This is a genomic window from Emcibacter nanhaiensis (assembly GCF_006385175.1).
GTDB lineage: Bacteria > Pseudomonadota > Alphaproteobacteria > Sphingomonadales > Emcibacteraceae > Emcibacter > Emcibacter nanhaiensis.
Genome location: NZ_VFIY01000008.1, coordinates 92,873 through 110,205, shown reverse-complemented (window position 1 = coordinate 110,205; position 17,333 = coordinate 92,873). Strand labels below are relative to the sequence as shown.

Sequence of the window (17,333 nt, the reverse complement as noted above, 5' to 3'; positions counted from 1 at the left end):
AATGGGACGCTTGCAGGGTAAAATCGCACTTGTCACTGGCGCCGGACAAGGCATAGGAGAAGGCATTGCCCTGGCCATGGCTAAGGAAGGTGCGCTGGTCTATGTCGCCGACAAAAACGGTGCCACAGCTGCCCGGGCGGTGCAGAAAATTATTGATGCTTCCGGAGCGGCAGAAGCGATTACACTTGATGTGGCTGAAGAATCTGAGTGGGTGGTTCTTTCGGACAAGATAGCCAAAGATCATGGGCGTCTTGACGTCTTGGTTCATAACGCCGGTGTAGAGCTTGTCGGACCTATTGATGAAATTACCCTGGAAGGCTGGCGCTGGGTTCAGTCAGTCAATGTGGACGGTCCGTTTATGGGATCGAAGGCAATGTTAAATCTGCTTAGGGAAAGCGGGGGCAGAAATTCCAAAGGGGCCTCGATCATCAACATTTCTTCTATTGCCGGGATTATCGCCTTTGCCAACCAGATGGCTTACAATACTTCCAAGGGGGCGGTGCGGCAGATGACCAAAAGCCTGGCCATCGAATTTGCGGAGGCAGGTTTCAATATACGGGTCAATTCCATCCATCCGGGGTTTATCAGAACACCAATGTTGCAGGATGTGTTTGACACCTGGGCGGCAAAAGGTATCCGGGGTAATGACCCCAAAGTCATCGAGCAGGAATTCATTGATATGCAGCCGATCGGCCGTCTGGGCGAGCCGGAAGATATTGCCATGGGTGCTGTCTATCTGGCGTCTGACGAAGCAGGTTTTGTCACCGGCCTCGAACTGGTGATCGATGGCGGCTGGGTCTCGCGTTAGGGAGTGATCGTTTGATGAGTGGATATGAAAACCATTTGGCGTCCTGGCGCGCCTCGCCGGAAACATTCTGGAAACAGGCGGCGGAACAGCTCGACTGGGACATATTTCCGACCCGTATCCTGCAGCAAAATGACGACATCTATCGCTGGTTTGCAGACGGTCGTTTGAGCGCCTGTTATAACCTGATCGACCGGCATGTGGACGCGGGACGCGGCGAGCAGGCGGCACTGGTCTATGACAGCCCCATGACCGGGAGCGTGAAAAGTTATTCCTACAACGACCTTCTCGACGAGGTCTCTCGCCTGGCCGGAGCCTTCCAGCGCGCCGGGGTGGAGCAGGGCGACCGGGTGGTAATCTATATGCCGATGGTGCCGGAGGCCGTGTTCGCCATGCTCGCCTGCTGCCGGATCGGTGCGGTGCATTCGGTGGTATTCGGTGGCTTTGCCGCCCGCGAATTGGCCAAGCGTATAGATGATGCCACACCGAAGCTGGTGCTGTCCGCCTCCTGCGGGCTGGAGCCGGGCCGGGTCGTGGCCTACAAGCCTTTGCTGGAGGAAGCGCTGGACCTTTCCACTCACAAACCTGACCTGAGTGTGATCCTGCAGCGCCCCGAGCATGAAGCGGACCTGCAGGACGGTGACGCCGAATGGCAGGAGTTTGTCGAGGGCGCCGAACCCGCCGACTGTGTAGTCACCAAGGCTACTGACCCGCTTTATGTGCTTTATACTTCCGGCACCACCGGCGTGCCCAAGGGCGTGGTGCGGGATGTGGGCGGCTATCTGACCGCGCTCTCCTGGAGCATGAAACAGATTTACGGCATGGCGCCGGGTGAAGCCTATTGGGCGGCGTCCGACATCGGCTGGGTGGTGGGCCACAGCTATATCGTCTATGCCCCGCTGCTGGTCGGTTGCACCACTATCCTTTATGAAGGCAAGCCGATCGGCACGCCGGACCCAGGCGCTTTCTGGCGGGTGATCGAGGATCATAAAGTCAAGGTGCTGTTCACGGCGCCGACCGCGCTCCGGGCCATCAAGAAGGAAGATCCCACCGGATCCTATAAGGACAAATATGATCTTTCTTCACTACGGCATTTGTTCCTGGCCGGGGAACGGGCCGATCCGGACAGCCTGATCTGGGCCCATAAACTGCTGGGTGTGCCGGTGATTGACCACTGGTGGCAGACCGAGACCGGCTGGCCGGCAATTGGCAACTTTGCCGGGGCGGGCCTGAAGCCGGTCAAGCCGGGCAGCGCCGGCCTGCTGGTGCCGGGCTATGACTTCCATGTGCTGAACGAGGACCATGAGGAACTATCCGCGGGACAGATCGGCGACCTGGCAATCAAGCTGCCGCTGCCGCCGGGCTGCCTGCCGACCCTGTGGCATAATGAGGAGGGATTCAAGAAATCCTATCTCACCCAGCATCCGGGCTACTACAGCACCGGCGATGCGGGTTTCATCGATGAGGACGGCTATATTTCGATCATGAGCCGCACCGACGACTTGATTAATGTGGCGGGACACCGGCTCTCGACCGGGGCCATGGAAGAAGTGATCAGCAACCATCCCAAGGTGGCGGAATGTGCCGTGATCGGGGTCAATGACGCGATCAAGGGCGCCCTGCCGGTGGCCTTCGTGGTGTTGTTTGCCGATGCAGAGGAGGACGCGGCGTCAATCGGCAAGGAACTTATCGCCAGTGTGCGGCATGAAATCGGGCCGGTGGCGGCGCTCAAGCATGTGATTGCGGTTGCACGCCTGCCCAAGACCCGTTCCGGCAAGATCCTTCGCGGCACCATGCGCTCCATGGCCAATGGCGAGGAGTTCACCCCGCCCGCGACCATCGATGATCCGGCGATCCTGGATGAAATAAGGGACTATTTAAGCAACGAAGGCTATCCGCAGTAGCCGTAATATGGAGGTCGCAATGAAACCAGACGCGAGCGTCCAGAAATGGATGTATGAAACCATGGTGAAAAGCCGCCAGTTCGAGGAAAAGACGGCAGCGGTTTACCTGGAGGGCAAGCAACCCCTGTTTAATATGGCAAACGGCCCAATCCCCGGGGAAATGCACCTGTCCAATGGTCAGGAGCCGGTGGCGGTCGGGGTCTGTGCTCACCTGAGGCCGGAGGATGCGGTGACCGCTACCCATCGGCCTCATCATATTGCCATTGCCAAGGGAGTGAATTTCCAGGCCATGACAGATGAGATTTTCGGCAAAAAAAGCGGTCTTTCCGGCGGACGTGGTGGTCATATGCACCTGTTTGATGCCGCAGTTAATTTTGTCTGCAGCGGTATTATCGCTGAGGGTATGGGGCCAGCTGTAGGAGTGGCACTAGCCCGACAGATGCGGGATGAAGAAGGCATAGCGGTAGCATTTATAGGAGAGGGAGCTGCCAACCAGGGCGCATTCCATGAAGCCATGAACCTGGCGGCGGTGTGGAAGCTGCCGTTCGTCTGTGTCATCGAAGACAATAGTTGGGGCATTTCTGTAGCCAAGCGGGATGCCACATCGGTGCCGCGAAATGATGTCAGAGCAGCAGGTTACGGTATTCCCGGAGAATATGTGGAAGGCAATGATCCACTGAAAATCTACGAAGCGGCGGGACGGGCCATTGCCCGGGCTCGGGCCGGAGAAGGGCCCAGCTTGCTGGAAGTGGAAACCTATCGCCTGGCCGGGCATTTCATGGGCGATGCCGAAGAATACCGGACCGCTGAAGAGAAGAAGAGTCTCGAGGCTAATGATCCGATTCCGAAGATGCGCGCTCGCCTGATTGAGGAGGCTATTATAACTGCCGAGGCGGCCGACGATATCGGAATAAGGATGATGGCGGAGGTGCAGGAGGCTTTCGGTCGTGCCGCATCAGCGCGTTATCCAGCGCCCGAAGAAGCTCTGGAAAAAGTATTTGTGTGAGGCATGACATGACCAATGAAAACAGGAAAAAACGGAAACTCACCATCGCCAAGGCTATGAGCGAAGCCCTGGCTCAGGAAATGCGCCGGGACAAAAATGTCTTTGTCATGGGTGAGGATGTTGGTGCGCTCGGCGGTGTGTTTGGTACCACCCAGGGACTGCTTGACGAGTTTGGCAAAAACAGGGTGCGGGACACCCCGATCTCCGAGACTGCCTTTATCGGCGCGGCGGTCGGCGCCGCGACCATGGGTATGCGTCCGGTAGTGGAATTGATGTTCGTGGATTTTTTCGGGGTCTGCATGGATGCCATCTATAACCTGGCCGCCAAAAACGCCTATTTCTCCGGTGGACATCAGCCTGCACCGATGGTTTTGATGACATCGGTCGGTGGCGGGTATAGCGATGCTGGCCAGCATAGCCAGTGCCTGTATGGTACTTTTGCTCATCTGCCGGGCATGAAGGTGGTCATTCCCTCCAACGCCTATGATGCCAAGGGGCTGATGGTCTCCGCGATCCGTGACAATAACCCGGTGATTTTCATGTTCCACAAGAACCTGCAGGGCATGGGCTGGCTCGGTACGGTTAAGGGCTCCATCGTGGATGTGCCCGAAGATAGCTACACCGTACCGCTGGGCAAGGCCGAGATCGTCCGTGAGGGCGAAGATGTCACCCTTGTGGGGCTTGGCGCGACGGTCCATCAGGCGCTGGATGCTGCCGGGGAACTGGAAAAAGACGGCGTCAGCGCCGAGGTGATTGATCTCAGGTCGCTGGTGCCGCTGGACCGGGAAACCGTTCTGAATTCTGTGAAAAAGACCGGACGATTGGTGGTGGTGGATGACGACTACCAGAGCTACGGAGTGAGCGGGGAAATCATCGCCACAGTGGTGGAGCAGGGAGTGGACTTTATAAAGGCGGCGCCAAAACGGGTGGCTTATCCGGATGTTCCGGTGCCCTTCAGCCGCCCGATGGAACAACATTGCCTGCCTAATGCGAGCAAGATTCGCGCGGCGGCCCAGGCGTGTTTTTAGTAAGGAAGAGTGAAAGAAATGTCAGAAATCAAGATTGATGAGGACCTGTGGGACGAGGATACGGAAGGTGTGATCACGGCCTGGTTGTTTGATGACGGCGACAGCGTTTCCGCCGGTGATGTGGTGGCGGAGGTCATGGTGGAAAAGATCCAGCATGAAGTGGAAGCACCGGCGGGGGGCACACTGTCCATCAAGGTGGCGGCCGAGGAGGCGGTCAACAAGGGTGACGTGATCGGGGAGCTTTCCTGATATGCCGGAGGACAGGACATCCCGTCTGGGTGGCATGAGGGCGATGATCGCTGACAAGATGCAGGAGAGCCTGCAGACCTCGGCCCAGCTTAGCTATCATTGTGAGTGCAATGCCGGGGTTCTTGTTGCCGCCCGGGCAAGATTGAAGGAGGCGGGCAGTTCGGTCTCCATCGAAGACCTTCTCATCAAAGCGGTCAGCGATACCCTGACGGAAATGCCCATGTTCAATGCCCGTATCGAGGGTAAGGAACTGACTCTGGTCGGTAGTCATCATATCAGCGTGGCCATCTCCCTGCCAAACGGATTGATGGCGCCGACTATTTTTGATGTGCAGGACAAAAGTCTCGAGGACATCTGCGCGGCCCGCAAGGGTCTGATCGAGAGGGCCCGCAACGGCAAACTCACGGTCAGGGAGATGACCGGCGGTAGTTTTACCGTCAGCAATCTGGGGCTGCGCCGCATTCACTATTTCACGCCGATCCTGAACCGGCCGCAGGTTGCCATTCTCGGGATCGGGCAGGTGAAACGCAAGCCCGTGGTGCTGGGCAATGGCGATATAGCCTCGCAACCGATGATGGGATTATCCCTGACCACGGATCATCGCATCGTTGACGGCGATCCTTCCGGGCAGTTTCTGACAAAATTGTCGGAGAGTATTGAAAAGGCTGATTTGCGTGATAACGCTCAGTCAAAAGTGCGCAAATAGTGCGCACTTTTCCCATAACCCGCTATAAAATATAATGCCTGTAGTGCCTCTCGGTCGCAACAATATTATATTTCGGGAACTGCCGGATTTTCCTAAAACCCAGAATATAGTAGAACTCTATGGTGATAAAGCTCGGTTTCTACTCATAATGCAAGGCTTCCCGGAGGGCAGCATTAATTTCATCCCAGTCATTCAGATTGTTGGCAGGAATAAGCTGGGTCAGGTATACGACAACCACACCATCCAGAGGTCTGACATAATAGAAGGAATGATAGGCACCGCCCCAGCCGAACTCAACCACCTGACCTTTTGTATCTGTGTCCTTGCTGGTTGTTAACCGAAACCCGTATCCGAAACCATCGTAGCTTTTTGTATCAATGTAGGGGATCTGGTTCCTGGTCATCGTTGCCACGCTTTCGGGAGTCAAGATTGTCACTCCTTTCAAAGTACCTTTGCCCAGAAGCATATTTAACAGTTTGCCATAATCGCTTGCCGTGGAGACAAGGCCCGCCCCACCTGAAAAAGCTTTCCGGGGGCCCGTAATATAGTGACCTTGGCTTTCTCTGAAATTGGCCGCATTTGCCGGGAGAGGGGCACGCATAATGGTAGTTTCGGTGGCCCCATATACTGCGGCAAGCCTGCTGGCTTTATTTTTGGGAACATAAAAGAACGTATCCGTCATGTTTAGTAGGCCTGTGATTTCTGTGGCGAAAAACTCCTGCAGGCTTTTTCCTGAAACAATCTCGACGATGGCCCCCAAAATATCGGTGTTATATCCATAGACAAAAGCCTCTCCAGGTTGTTTTGGAAAAGGAAGGGTTGTGATGGGCGCCAGTGCCTCCTGGATGGTTTGGTTCCTGTCGGCAAAATACCAGCCTGACAAACCGGCCTCGGCCCACTCGGACTTATCCGGTCCCCAGCCATAACCTATGCCCGCGGAATGGGTGAGAAGGTCGTGAAGCGTGATCTCGCGCTTTGCAGGGACACTCTCGTATGATCCGTCTGCTTTTTCAGTAAGCACCTTTGTCTTTGTAAAAGAGGGAATATATTTTGATACGGGATCATCGAATTCTATCAATCCACGCTCATGTAAAATCATTATGGCGATAGAGGTGAGGGCCTTTGTCTGGGATGCAATCCTGAACAGGCTGTCTTCTTTCATTTCTACCCCGGTTTCCCTGTCCTGCATCCCGGCGGCATAATGCAGGACGGTTTTACCGTCTTTCGTGACAAGAATAACACCACCGGCTAGTTTGCCTTTTGCAATATAATCGTCAAGAGTTCTTTTGGCGGCGGAAAAATCATGTTCCTGAACCGCGGCGGCATTTGCAAAAGAGAAAATGGAATGAGCGAAAATAATAAAAAGATGCAGAATAAGTGCAGCTCGTATCATTGAAACATATTGTGTCATTGTGAATATCACTGTGCCGGGGGCAGCATATCGATCGAAGTTAATTTTACTGCCGATAAAGGAGATTGTTTTGTGTAACTGTATTTTGAACGGAAAGATGTCCGCAAGAAAAAAGAGCGGCCGGTAAGGGCCGCTCCAAGTCAAATGGGAGTGCCTTTTCAGAGGCATCAGAAATTACGTCGTAACGTCACACCAAGTTCCCTTGGCCTTGCTACAGAACCCTGTTCGCGCCCAAAGGCGCCGACCAGACTGAGTTTGCCCTGGAAATAGGCAATATTGCTCAGGTTGCGCCCGTAAACGGAAACTTCCCAGTCCTCGTCGGCGGACCGCCAGGTAATATTGCCGTTCACAGTGGCATATGGCGCCTGACCGTTAATGTCGCTATATGTGGCACCCTCTGTTGATGCCAGGAAGAAGATCCTTGACTGGTAACGAACATCAACACGCGGGGTCAACGTACCGGATTGGCCAAGGTCAATCGTATAGTCGGCACCTATTGAAGCCGTCCATGTTGGTGTGCGGGGCGCAAGGCAGGGTTTGCCATTGGTGTAGGTCTGGCAGAAGCCTGCACCGCCATCGTCTTCCAGCGTATAGTCAATCCAGCCGACAGAACCGTCGATATGCATGTTGCTGGTCAGTTCCGCATTCATTTCCAGTTCCAAACCAAAGAAATGAGACTGTGCGGTATTGAGAGCCCGGAACCAGTTTGCGCCGCTCGGGTTGTCCGGGTCGTCGGCAGCAAACTGTTTGAACTGCACCATGTCTTTATATTTGCTGTAGAAACCGGCCAGGTTCAGTCTCAATCGTCCGTCAAGCCATTGGCTCTTCATACCGACTTCAAAGTTGTCGACAGTCTCAGGATCAAAAGCTGCCACCTGCAGTGCATTTGCAGGACGAGGGCTGTAGCCACCTCCTCGGAAACCGCGGGAATAGAGGGCGTATGTCATAACGTCAGGTGTTACTTGGTAGTTGAGGCTGAGCATGGGCGTAACCCGCTCTGCACCGATTGACAGTTGGGCGTTATCGATTGCATATGTCCCAGTGAGGAAGTTGTATCGGTCGATCGCAATATCTTTACTGTCATGTGTATAACGTGCGCCACCGGTTACAGAGAAGTCCTCGGTGACTTGATAGATACCATGGAAGAAGAGTGCCCAACTTTTCACTTTCTGGCTGTCTACGGCATCCTGTGCGGTGATGAGGCCAGGATACAAAATACCCCATCCCTCGTTTGTGTCATCCGCCCAGTAGTAAAAACCGCCGACTGTCCAGTCAAGTGCACCGGTCGTGCCGCTCAGGCGAACTTCCTGGGTGAACTGTTTATGTGTGGTTTCATCGTAGGTGAAGTTGTTCGGTAAAGGGGATCCATCGGAATCCCGGCCGAAGGCATTGAAGAAGCGACGATAGGAGGTTGTCGCACTCAGATTCATGTCATCTGCGATATCCCAGTCGATCGTTGCTGCAACACCCCAATGATCGAGGTTATTGATATTCGGTACGGTACGACCTGAAATCGGGTCCGTTCCATAACGATGGTAACTTGTATAAGGGCTGTCGGTGACGAAGCGACTGTCAAGCGATGAACCATAGAGGGGCTCGGTTACCAGCGCAGCCCATGCATCGTTGAGGCCATTGTCTGCGAGTATAGTATATTTATCGGACGGTCCTTTCTGTCGCTGTCGTGTGTAGTCACCACTGAGCAGAATTTCCACGTCGTCGCTGGCTATATAACGAAGAGCAAGCCGGCCAGACTGTACATTTTCATCGCCGAGTGTATCGACAACACAGTTGTCACCAGTTGCTGTGGAGCCAAGATCGGCAGGCAGAATGCCGGGCAACAGAAAGCTGCTGCTTGTGCCTGCACCAAGGCTTCCGGCACCGTTCACGCATTCATAGTCGAGGATGTCATGATAGCCATCAGCGGTTTTGCTTGCGGCCGAAATCCGCGCAAACAACTTGTCCGGGGAGAGGGCTACATCGAATGAACCCTTGAGATCCATACGATTGTCGCTACCAATTCTGGCTTCAACAAATCCTTCGCCGGAGCCTTCCGGTTTTCTGGAGATCAGGTTGATGGCGCCACCCACGGCGTTCTTTCCGGAAAGAGTGCCCTGCGGTCCGCGCAATACTTCGACACGGTCCAGATCCAGGAGATCAAGAAACGCTCCCTGTGGCCGGCCAAGATAAACACCGTCAAGATAAATGGGGACGGCGGGTTCATAGGAGAGGGAAACATCACCCAAGCCAACACCACGAATGAACGCCGCTGCTGTTGCGCCGAAACCTGCACCCAGAGGCTGGATCACCGCATTGGGCACGGTGTTTCCGATATCAACAGCATTTGTCATGCCTCGGGCTCTGAGCCCGTCACCCGTGACTGCTGTAATCGACAGTGGTGTTTTCTGCAGATTTCCCTCGCGGAACTGCGCGGTAACCACAATCTCTTCAAGTGTCATTGTATTTTCAGCATCTGCCGAGGATTGACTTTCCTGTGCGAGTGCTTGGTTCGCGGCAATCGAAAGGATCACCAGCGATGTTGAACTCAGAAAACGGTGTAACTTCTCCGTTATCATGATAATTCTCTCCCTTGTTAGAACTAGAAGCTTTCCTATAGATGATATTCAGATGTGTTTATGCCCTGTTGCAGGGAATCCCTGCTTCCCTTCCGGTTTTTGTACCGGTTAAGAGGAATTTACCGCTAACGTAATCCAAAAGTCAATAGCAAACTATCAATTATTTGCGTGAGGTGTTAGGATTCTATTTAGTTCAGTGTTCTTAGGGCGGAAGAGGTATGGGACAAGGGGGTTGTATATAATATATTGATATAAAAGGATAAAAAATAATATTTGTTCCTGGGAGTTCCAGTATTTCCTGAAGGTCGAGGTCTGGTGTAATTGATATTTTTAAGGAAATTCAAAGAAGTGTGGGTATTTTTGAAGATAGTAAGCTACTCATGGAGTGGGGGCTCGGCAAGTGCTGGTTGCAGTGAAAAAATATTGGAGCAGAGTAGCTTCTCGCCGGCTGTTTTCTTGTGTTAGCGTCCATTGTGACCTCGTCTTGGTGTTGGGAATTATGTTTGACTGGGGCAGGTGATTGTCATGAAAAATCTCAAAATTCTTCTTGCAATAGCCTCTAATAAGATTAGCATGCTAATTAATATTTAGGCAAGCATCTGGGTGTGATGCCGTCATATTTATGTCGTCTGAAGGCATGTCCGGACTTGTACGAAATTGCATCGACTGTAATTGGAGGTAAATGATGAGTAAACTTCGCAGCCTGGCTGCCAATTCCGCTGTACGCCGTGCGCACTGGAAAGCTTTGGGCCTGAGTGACGCGGATCTGGAGAAACCCAAGATTGCTGTAGTAAATTCTTCTTCGGAACTCGCTGTATGCTTTGCGCACCTTGATGGTGTGGCAAAGGTGGTCAAGGAGGCCATCAGGGAGGCGGGCGGTATTCCTTTCGAGGTTCGTACAACCGCGCCGTCCGATTTTATAACCGGGGCGGGAAAACAGGCCTCGTTCATCCTCGCAGCTCGTGATCTTGTTACCAATGATATTGAAGCGCAGGTTGATGCCGCACAACTTGACGGCATGGTATGCCTTACTTCCTGCGACAAAACACCACCCGGGCATTTGATGGCCGCAGCTCGCATGGATATTCCGACCATATTGGTGATCGGTGGTTATCAGGCGTCAGGAATGATCGGTGGAGAACATGTTGATATTGAAGATCTGTTTTCGAGTTCGGTTGCCGAGCGATTTGGTGGAACTGCAAAGCATAAAATGTCGGATCTTGTTGAGCAGGCTGTGCGCGGTCCGGGCGTTTGTGCCGGTATGGCGACAGCCAATACCATGCACTGCGTGGTGGAAGCTCTCGGTATGTGTCTGCCGGGATCTGCGCCGGTCCGGGCGAACAGCGACAAGATGTTTGATTCAGCTCGGCGCTCAGGACGCCGGATCGTAGAGATGGTGCAGGAAGACCTGAGGCCAAGTCAAATTCTGACGGAAAAGGCATTTCGAAATGCCGCGGCGATGGTTCTGGCGGTTGCGGGTTCGATTAACGCGATCAAGCACCTGCAGGCGACAGCAATCGAGGGTGGTTATGACATTGATGTATTCCGGATATGGGAAGAAATGGGTCGAAGAACCCCTGTTCTAACTGCGGTGCGCCCGAACGGGTCAGTGCGGATTGAGCAATTCGAGGATGCTGGTGGGGCGTCAGGCGTGCTTAAGCAACTCGACGGGATTGTTGACTGCGCGGCTGTGACCTGTACCGGCAGAACAATGGGGGATGTGCTCTCGCAAATGCCTGAGGCGGATGCTAAAGTTATCCATTCTTTTGATGCGCCGGTATCTCCAGGGCCTTCAATCGCTATTCTTAAGGGGTCGCTTGCGCCGGAAAGTTCCATTGTCAAGCTCGGCATCAGAGACGGTAGCCGGAGTGAATATTTTGACGGTCCCGCGAAAGTCTATACAGATAGCGACCTTGCCATGGATGACCTTGCCAATGGCAGGATTAAGAAAGGTGAAGTGTTGGTGCTCCGAGGCCAGGGACTGAAGGGCGGACCCGCCATGGGTGGTGGTGCCTCGGCCGTCCTGTTTGCAATTGATGCGGCGGGGCTGGCAAAGGATGTTGCTTTTGTCACAGATTGCCAGCTCTCCGGGCTTTGTCTCAAGGGACTGACTGTAGCAGAAGTGTCACCGGAGGCAGTCGCAGGAGGTCCCATCGGTAAAGTGCAGAACGGTGATCGGATTGTGATCGATGTTGAGAAGCGATTGCTTCAGCTCGATGTTCCTGATGCAGAACTTTCCGAACGAGCCTCCACGTCTGGTAAATACGATATTCCGGCGGATGGATATCTCGGGATGTACAGGCGGGATGTTCAGCCAATGTCAACAGGTGGTGTGTTACTTGATCTGGATGCGGAGGACTGAATTTTCCCGCGAAAGCAGAACGCTTTGGGGGGTGAGGCAATTAAAGATGGCTCACCCCTGCGATCATTCCGGAAGGTCAGCAGGAGGCTTTTTCCAGATTTCGACCAGGCCGTCGCTTCCATTAACTCGGACATGGTCACCGGTTTCAATGAAGGAATAGGGATCTTCTTCGAAATCGGTTACGGTCGGAACATGCATGACAACAGCCCCGAGGGCCGCTTTTGCTGTCATGTCTGTAAAGAGCATAGCGGCCGGCGCTACACCTGCAAGTTTTGCCATATGGAACATCGCTGACCAGCCGGAAGAACCCTTGGCGCCACGGAACAATAGTATTTTATTTGCGAAGCACTGCCCGACCAGTTCATGGCGGGTTTCAATGATCTTGCCTTCCATCGGACTTATGCCACCCCAGCCGGAAATGGTCTCCTTTGTTACCATCGCTTTGCCTTCGGCGACGCCCGGGACGACGCCGCGACCACGAATGACAATTGGGGAATTCATGCTCTTTTTTCCAACAGCTGTCATGACAGCTCTCCTTCCCATTTGCCGCTGACGGCAGCATTAATGCAGTCGGTTGTCGTGCCGTACCAGGCCTCTACGCCCATAAAAGCTGGCAGGTAATGTGTTTGCTTGGCGCTGTCCAGTGCCACCACTTTGGTGTCGGGCGGGATAATCTGACTGATGGCAGAACAGGTATCCGTCATCAGCATGCCGCCGGCACCTTGAATAATATCGGTAAAACCCCTGGCATCCGCCTGAAGTTTGACAAAACGCGACGTAAACATCCACAAGGCGGTATTTTCATGAATCTTGCGTCCGACAAGCAGGCGCGCTACTTCCTCAATTTGTTCTAGGGCAGCATGCGGACATCCCAGCATGACAAAATCCACATCCCGGGATTTGCCGCGGATATTTAGGTTCTCATATGTTTTTCTGCGTTCTTCCGGCCCATAATATATATGGCTGAGCGGGGTAAGTCCGCCAAAGGCTTTTTCTGCGGTGGGTGCTTCCGGTGTGATGCCGACCATGTGATACATTTCGACCCCGCCGGAGGAAGCAGCAGCAGCACCAAAATGTTTGTGACGCGTGAGATCCGCGTTTTTAAGGTCACCTTCTATGACCGGGATAGTTTCCTGCACAATTTCACCGATAAAATAACCAAGCATGCCCCATTCGAAAATGGAATCCACGGGGACATCCACTTTTATATGATGGTGCCCACGGCGATTGGCATCGGTATGAAGGCCCCAGTCTGGGATACGGTGTGTAATCATGGCAGCGCTTGTGGATTCACGTCCTTCTGTATTGGTTCGGCTACCGAGGACGGAATTGCAATAGACAACGGCGGAACTCTCCATCCAGGCGCAATGTTCCCCAAACTTCGGTTCGTTTCCGGCAATATAGGGGGTGCAGGTCTTGAGGTTTCGGATATCGAGTGCAGTGACATTTTTTTCGTCGCTGACGAAATTGTCATGAAGGGCGTCGCTGAATCCCTGTTCCCGCCAGAGCTCGGGGTCCATGCCGCCCTGCAGGTGGCAGGAATTGCCTGTCATTTTTGGCAGATCGAACACCTCGTCTGAATCAAGATCAAAGCGGCAGAAAACAGCGCGATAGTCACCGCCATCTGCTTCAAACTGGTGCTTGAGCCAAGGATTTGAGGTGCCGGGTACACCGGCGACATTGTAGGTCTCGACAAAACGCTCTGCGCCCAGGGCATTGGCATAGCGCACCAGGAGATCCATGGCTTTTTCCGCTGCTTTACCACGTTTGCCGGAGAGCATGTCTTCTTCTTCTGGAGTCAGTTTCAGCATCACAACCTCACTCAGTTTTAAGCAAAATTTCCTGATTGTTGGTCTCCCGCAATTCACGGGTAACCAGGCCGATACCTATGGCGCACAAGGCAAGGATGGCCGGGCAGATTGCCAATAAGGAAAAGATATGGACCACCGGCAAGGCGCTGGCAAGGAATAGCCCGCCCAGAAGCGGACCTGCGATACCTCCGAATTTGGCGATGGAGGTTGCCCAGCCTGCGCCGTTGGCCCGAATGGCACTTGGGTAAAAAACTCCGGCGATACTCAGAATGCCGTAATGGCCGCCGGCTACAAGGGCGGTGGCAATAACATTGATGATCAGGAATGATGATTGCGCCATGGGAACAAGTCCAAGAACCAAAAGGATCGGGATCGCAATCAATGGAAACACGGCTACCGAGAACGGTCCTTTCTTGTCCGTAAATCGCATGAGAGACAAGCCGGCCACTGCACCAAGAACGCTAGAAATTGACGAAGCCCAAGCTGCTGTCTGGCGACCTACATCAATTTGCTCGAGTACAATAGGTCCCCAACTGGCGATCAGGTAAATCGCAAGAGTACTGGCAATATAGCCAATCCACAGAATTGGCGTCAACAGGGCCAGACGTCCTTCAAAAAGCTGCCGAATATGGAACCTGGTCGTGTAAACCGGTTCATCGCTGAGAATGAAAACAGGAACTTTGGGAAGCTCAATTTGCGGCTCCAGTTTTTTCAGAGTCTTAACAACCAGGTCCGGTCTTAAATTTCTTGAGACGAGAAAACGGACAGATTCGGGCAGGTTGAACAACAGAAGGGCCGCACAGACAATTGTTCCAAGCCCCCCTGCAACAAAGACACTCCCCCATCCGAAACCGGGGGCAAGCATATTTGTCAAAGGGCCGGCGAGGGCGGTTCCCAATGAATATCCCATCATAATAATGGTGATAGTGGTTGAACGCAGACGTTTCGGGACATATTCGATATTGAGTGCCCAGGCGAGTGGCAGCATACCACCAATGGCGAAGCCATCCAGAAACCGTATAGCAACCAGCTCAGGGTAGCTTGAGACGAAAGCTGTTACTGTAGTCAGAATACCGAAAATAAATGCGGAAATAATGACTGTAATACGTCGTCCGATGCGATCACCCAGGTAGGCGAAAAAGAATCCCCCCAGCATCATACCCAGAAGCCCGGAACTGAATACATTGCCCAGCATAGCTTTGGTCAGGTCCAGGTCCTCTGCAATATAGGGCGCAGTATAGGAGATCATCATCATGTCGAGGCCGTCAAAGATGGTGATCAGCCAGGACAGCAGGATTAACCGGTAGTTGAAGCCGTTGAATTTACGCGCATCAATAAGAGCGGCGATATCAAAACTGTTAGGGGAGTTTTCATTGGTGGAAGTGATGTCGGCACTCATGATCAGTCCTCCAGATTGTGACGGATTCGTTCCTGCAACCGGGCAATATCAATTTGATGCACGCTGCCCGAGCCGGCGATGTCAAGCGCATGTGCTGCTGCCGCCCCCATGGCGATGCAGGGCCCCATAACCCTAACTGACGATAGGGCGGTTGAGTCGCCGTCGATGCAGCGACCCACGGCCACAAGGTTGTCTGCGTCAGCGACAGTCAAAGAGCCCAGAGGAATTGTATGTATATGGTTTTCATCAAAGGTCTCCCAAACATATCCCTCCCGGTTATGGTGTTGCTCGAGCGGCCATGAGCATCTTGCAATGGCATCGTCGAATTTGGTTGCAGCGCGTACCTCATCCACAGTCAGGTGATGGGTGCCGACAATCCAGCGGGTCTGGCGGATCCCTGGCAGACCGTAGGTCCTGACACGGGCGTTGCCAAATGCTTCCGGAAATTCATTCTTTAGGAAAACAAGTGTACGGTCTGCCTGCTCCTTGCCTTCTATTTGTTTTATAGCAGCATCAAATGGATCAAGCGGTGTCTCGATATGCGTCATGTTTACCATAGCGACATTGCGTCCGGGGAAGCTGGCGGCAAAACCGTCACGGCGCATCATGCCGTAGTCCTGTCCCTTTTCATAGATGCGGGCGGCCATTTCGTCCCAGCTGGGGCGCTTGTCATCAACAAAGTCCTCGATGATCAGCATTTGCGACCCGTACACCTGCCCATTTTTATGAACTCTGCAATCAAAACCGGCTTGCCAGGTCAGGGCGGCGTCTCCCGTGGCGTCAATAAAACCCTGGGCGGAAAGGCGGATATCGCCGTAGCGCGTGGAGATATCCAGTGATTTGATGCGACGTCCATCACTGGTCACGTCGCGTATGATGGCGCCGGTGAGGGGGGTGATGCCTGCTTCAAGAATTTTACGTTCAACCCAGCGCCCGAGGGCGACTTCATTATACATGGCTATTTTCATGATGCCGCCGGTGACAACGTGCAGGTCACCGGCGGCGCCCAGATCACTCAATAACTCATCGGCAATACCGCGTGTGAGCTGCCGGCCGTTCTTGCCCGGTGAATACAGGCCGCAGAACATTCCAATAATGGAATTTACCGCTTGGCCTCCAAGGGACGGCAGCCCATCCACCAGTGCCACCTTCTGTCCAGCCCTGGCAGCTTCAATTGCGGCAGACATGCCTGATGCACCTGATCCGACAACGCAAATATCGAACTCCCGTTCTTTAATGCCAGACGTGCGGTCTCGTTTGACAATTCTGGTTTCCGGATCGAACGGGCGGTCAAGTGCCATGGGCTTTCTCCTTAAACCCGCTTGTTCGACAGGAATCGAAACGGGTCTCTCCAAATTATTAGTGGTCTGATGACCAAGGTGAGACCCGTTAATATCAAATAATTAGCAAGCTATCAATATAAATCATTATCTATTAGCGTTCTTGATATATTTTGCTATTCAGAATTGTTGCCTTCTACTTCCTTGATTTTATCCAGTCTGCGGGCGATACGCATCAGGAGTAAGGTGCCTTGTTCAATCTCACGAAGGGGGATTTCGTGGAGAATTTGCATTCGGAAACTGTCAGTTAACTCCTTGAGTTCATTAACAACTTCCAATCCTTTTTTGGTAATTTTATTGATAACAAGCCGCTTGTCGTTCTTGTCTGGAATGCGCTCGATCAGGCCGTCTTTTGCCAGTTTATCCAGCATTCGAACCATTGTAGGTGCTTCAATGCTGATCATTTTGGCCAGTTCACGCTGTGATATGTTGCTATTGGAAAATGACAGAACGAATAATGTCTCCCAACGTGCCTGGCTTTGATCAATTGATCTCAGCTTTTCATCAAGGTGTTTGCGCCATTTTCTGGAGGAAAAGACCATTGCGCGGGTGAATTTGAACAGTATGTCGTCGATGGATCCGTCTACATAGTATTTGTTGTAGTTATCCCTTTCAAATTTCAGAAGCTCTGACTTAAGCTCTTCTGAAACACTGTCTTCTTCATTGTTGAGAGCAGGGGAGTGTTCGTTATTCATTCGGTGTTTCCCTTAATTCGACCACAGTGTCTGGATGTTGCCCT

The 17,333-nt window shown here is 53.0% G+C and carries 14 protein-coding genes; 7 read left to right on the top strand and 7 right to left on the bottom strand.

Annotated elements, in window-relative coordinates:
- The first annotated feature begins 1 nt into the window (after position 1).
- The 6 genes from FIV46_RS09155 to FIV46_RS09130 are packed head-to-tail and all read left to right on the top strand — an operon-like array spanning position 2 to position 5,698.
- Positions 2 to 808 carry an SDR family NAD(P)-dependent oxidoreductase gene (locus tag FIV46_RS09155; protein ID WP_139940620.1) on the top strand — a complete coding sequence of 269 codons (807 nt, stop codon included), beginning with the start codon at positions 2 to 4 and terminating at the stop codon, positions 806 to 808.
- A gap of 14 nt (positions 809 to 822) precedes the next feature.
- Positions 823 to 2,709, top strand: coding sequence for an AMP-binding protein (locus tag FIV46_RS09150; RefSeq protein ID WP_139940619.1), 1,887 nt, complete (start codon positions 823 to 825; stop codon positions 2,707 to 2,709).
- Positions 2,710 to 2,728: 19 nt separating this feature from the next.
- Complete coding sequence (locus FIV46_RS09145) at positions 2,729 to 3,715, top strand: thiamine pyrophosphate-dependent dehydrogenase E1 component subunit alpha (RefSeq protein ID WP_219846047.1); 987 nt, start codon at positions 2,729 to 2,731, stop codon at positions 3,713 to 3,715.
- Between the two features lie 8 nt (positions 3,716 to 3,723).
- Positions 3,724 to 4,743 (top strand): alpha-ketoacid dehydrogenase subunit beta, encoded by a 1,020-nt coding sequence (locus FIV46_RS09140; RefSeq protein ID WP_139940618.1) that lies wholly within the window; start codon positions 3,724 to 3,726, stop codon positions 4,741 to 4,743.
- An 18-nt stretch (positions 4,744 to 4,761) separates the two neighbouring features.
- The gene (locus FIV46_RS09135; RefSeq protein ID WP_139940617.1) at positions 4,762 to 4,992 is read left to right on the top strand and encodes a lipoyl domain-containing protein; all 231 of its coding nucleotides are present in this window, start codon (positions 4,762 to 4,764) and stop codon (positions 4,990 to 4,992) included.
- A 1-nt stretch (position 4,993) separates the two neighbouring features.
- Complete coding sequence (locus FIV46_RS09130) at positions 4,994 to 5,698, top strand: 2-oxo acid dehydrogenase subunit E2 (RefSeq protein WP_139940616.1); 705 nt, start codon at positions 4,994 to 4,996, stop codon at positions 5,696 to 5,698.
- Positions 5,699 to 5,837: 139 nt separating this feature from the next.
- Here FIV46_RS09130 and FIV46_RS09125 read toward each other — a convergent pair whose 3' ends face one another.
- Complete coding sequence (locus FIV46_RS09125; protein WP_219846046.1) at positions 5,838 to 7,253, bottom strand: serine hydrolase domain-containing protein; 1,416 nt, start codon at positions 7,251 to 7,253, stop codon at positions 5,838 to 5,840.
- A 23-nt stretch (positions 7,254 to 7,276) separates the two neighbouring features.
- A complete protein-coding gene (locus FIV46_RS09120) occupies positions 7,277 to 9,682 on the bottom strand; it encodes a TonB-dependent receptor (RefSeq protein WP_139940615.1) in 2,406 nt (801 codons plus the stop codon).
- A 685-nt stretch (positions 9,683 to 10,367) separates the two neighbouring features.
- Between FIV46_RS09120 and FIV46_RS09115 the strand changes: the two genes are divergently transcribed.
- Positions 10,368 to 12,044: a dihydroxy-acid dehydratase gene (locus FIV46_RS09115; protein ID WP_139940614.1), complete on the top strand. Its 1,677-nt coding sequence runs from the start codon at positions 10,368 to 10,370 to the stop codon at positions 12,042 to 12,044.
- A 63-nt stretch (positions 12,045 to 12,107) separates the two neighbouring features.
- Here the strand turns inward: FIV46_RS09115 and FIV46_RS09110 are convergent, their stop codons facing one another.
- The 5 genes from FIV46_RS09110 to FIV46_RS09090 all read right to left on the bottom strand — a co-directional run bounded on the left by FIV46_RS09110 (position 12,108) and on the right by FIV46_RS09090 (position 17,289).
- Positions 12,108 to 12,569 (bottom strand): aconitase X swivel domain-containing protein, encoded by a 462-nt coding sequence (locus FIV46_RS09110; protein ID WP_139940613.1) that lies wholly within the window; start codon positions 12,567 to 12,569, stop codon positions 12,108 to 12,110.
- Positions 12,566 to 13,852: an aconitase X gene (locus FIV46_RS09105; RefSeq protein ID WP_139940670.1), complete on the bottom strand. Its 1,287-nt coding sequence runs from the start codon at positions 13,850 to 13,852 to the stop codon at positions 12,566 to 12,568. Before FIV46_RS09105 ends, FIV46_RS09110 begins: the two co-directional genes overlap by 4 nt.
- Before the next feature lie 10 nt (positions 13,853 to 13,862).
- On the bottom strand, positions 13,863 to 15,254 hold the full coding sequence (locus tag FIV46_RS09100) for an MFS transporter (protein WP_139940612.1): 1,392 nt from the start codon (positions 15,252 to 15,254) through the stop codon (positions 13,863 to 13,865).
- A gap of 2 nt (positions 15,255 to 15,256) precedes the next feature.
- A complete protein-coding gene (locus tag FIV46_RS09095) occupies positions 15,257 to 16,555 on the bottom strand; it encodes an FAD-dependent oxidoreductase (RefSeq protein ID WP_139940611.1) in 1,299 nt (432 codons plus the stop codon).
- Positions 16,556 to 16,710: 155 nt separating this feature from the next.
- Positions 16,711 to 17,289 (bottom strand): MarR family winged helix-turn-helix transcriptional regulator, encoded by a 579-nt coding sequence (locus tag FIV46_RS09090; protein WP_139940610.1) that lies wholly within the window; start codon positions 17,287 to 17,289, stop codon positions 16,711 to 16,713.
- Between the last annotated feature and the right edge of the window lie 44 nt (positions 17,290 to 17,333).

Bases quoted from the DNA above. Each gene is read 5' to 3' on its own strand.
- FIV46_RS09155 (WP_139940620.1), top strand. From the start codon at position 2: ATGGGACGCTTGCAGGGTAAAATCGCACTTGTCACTGGCGCCGGACAA.
- FIV46_RS09150 (WP_139940619.1), top strand. From the start codon at position 823: ATGAGTGGATATGAAAACCATTTGGCGTCCTGGCGCGCCTCGCCGGAA.
- FIV46_RS09145 (WP_219846047.1), top strand. From the start codon at position 2,729: ATGAAACCAGACGCGAGCGTCCAGAAATGGATGTATGAAACCATGGTG.
- FIV46_RS09140 (WP_139940618.1), top strand. From the start codon at position 3,724: ATGACCAATGAAAACAGGAAAAAACGGAAACTCACCATCGCCAAGGCT.
- FIV46_RS09135 (WP_139940617.1), top strand. From the start codon at position 4,762: ATGTCAGAAATCAAGATTGATGAGGACCTGTGGGACGAGGATACGGAA.
- FIV46_RS09130 (WP_139940616.1), top strand. From the start codon at position 4,994: ATGCCGGAGGACAGGACATCCCGTCTGGGTGGCATGAGGGCGATGATC.
- FIV46_RS09120 (WP_139940615.1), bottom strand. From the start codon at position 9,682: ATGATAACGGAGAAGTTACACCGTTTTCTGAGTTCAACATCGCTGGTG.
- FIV46_RS09115 (WP_139940614.1), top strand. From the start codon at position 10,368: ATGAGTAAACTTCGCAGCCTGGCTGCCAATTCCGCTGTACGCCGTGCG.
- FIV46_RS09110 (WP_139940613.1), bottom strand. From the start codon at position 12,569: ATGACAGCTGTTGGAAAAAAGAGCATGAATTCCCCAATTGTCATTCGT.
- FIV46_RS09100 (WP_139940612.1), bottom strand. From the start codon at position 15,254: ATGAGTGCCGACATCACTTCCACCAATGAAAACTCCCCTAACAGTTTT.
- FIV46_RS09095 (WP_139940611.1), bottom strand. From the start codon at position 16,555: ATGGCACTTGACCGCCCGTTCGATCCGGAAACCAGAATTGTCAAACGA.
- FIV46_RS09090 (WP_139940610.1), bottom strand. From the start codon at position 17,289: ATGAATAACGAACACTCCCCTGCTCTCAACAATGAAGAAGACAGTGTT.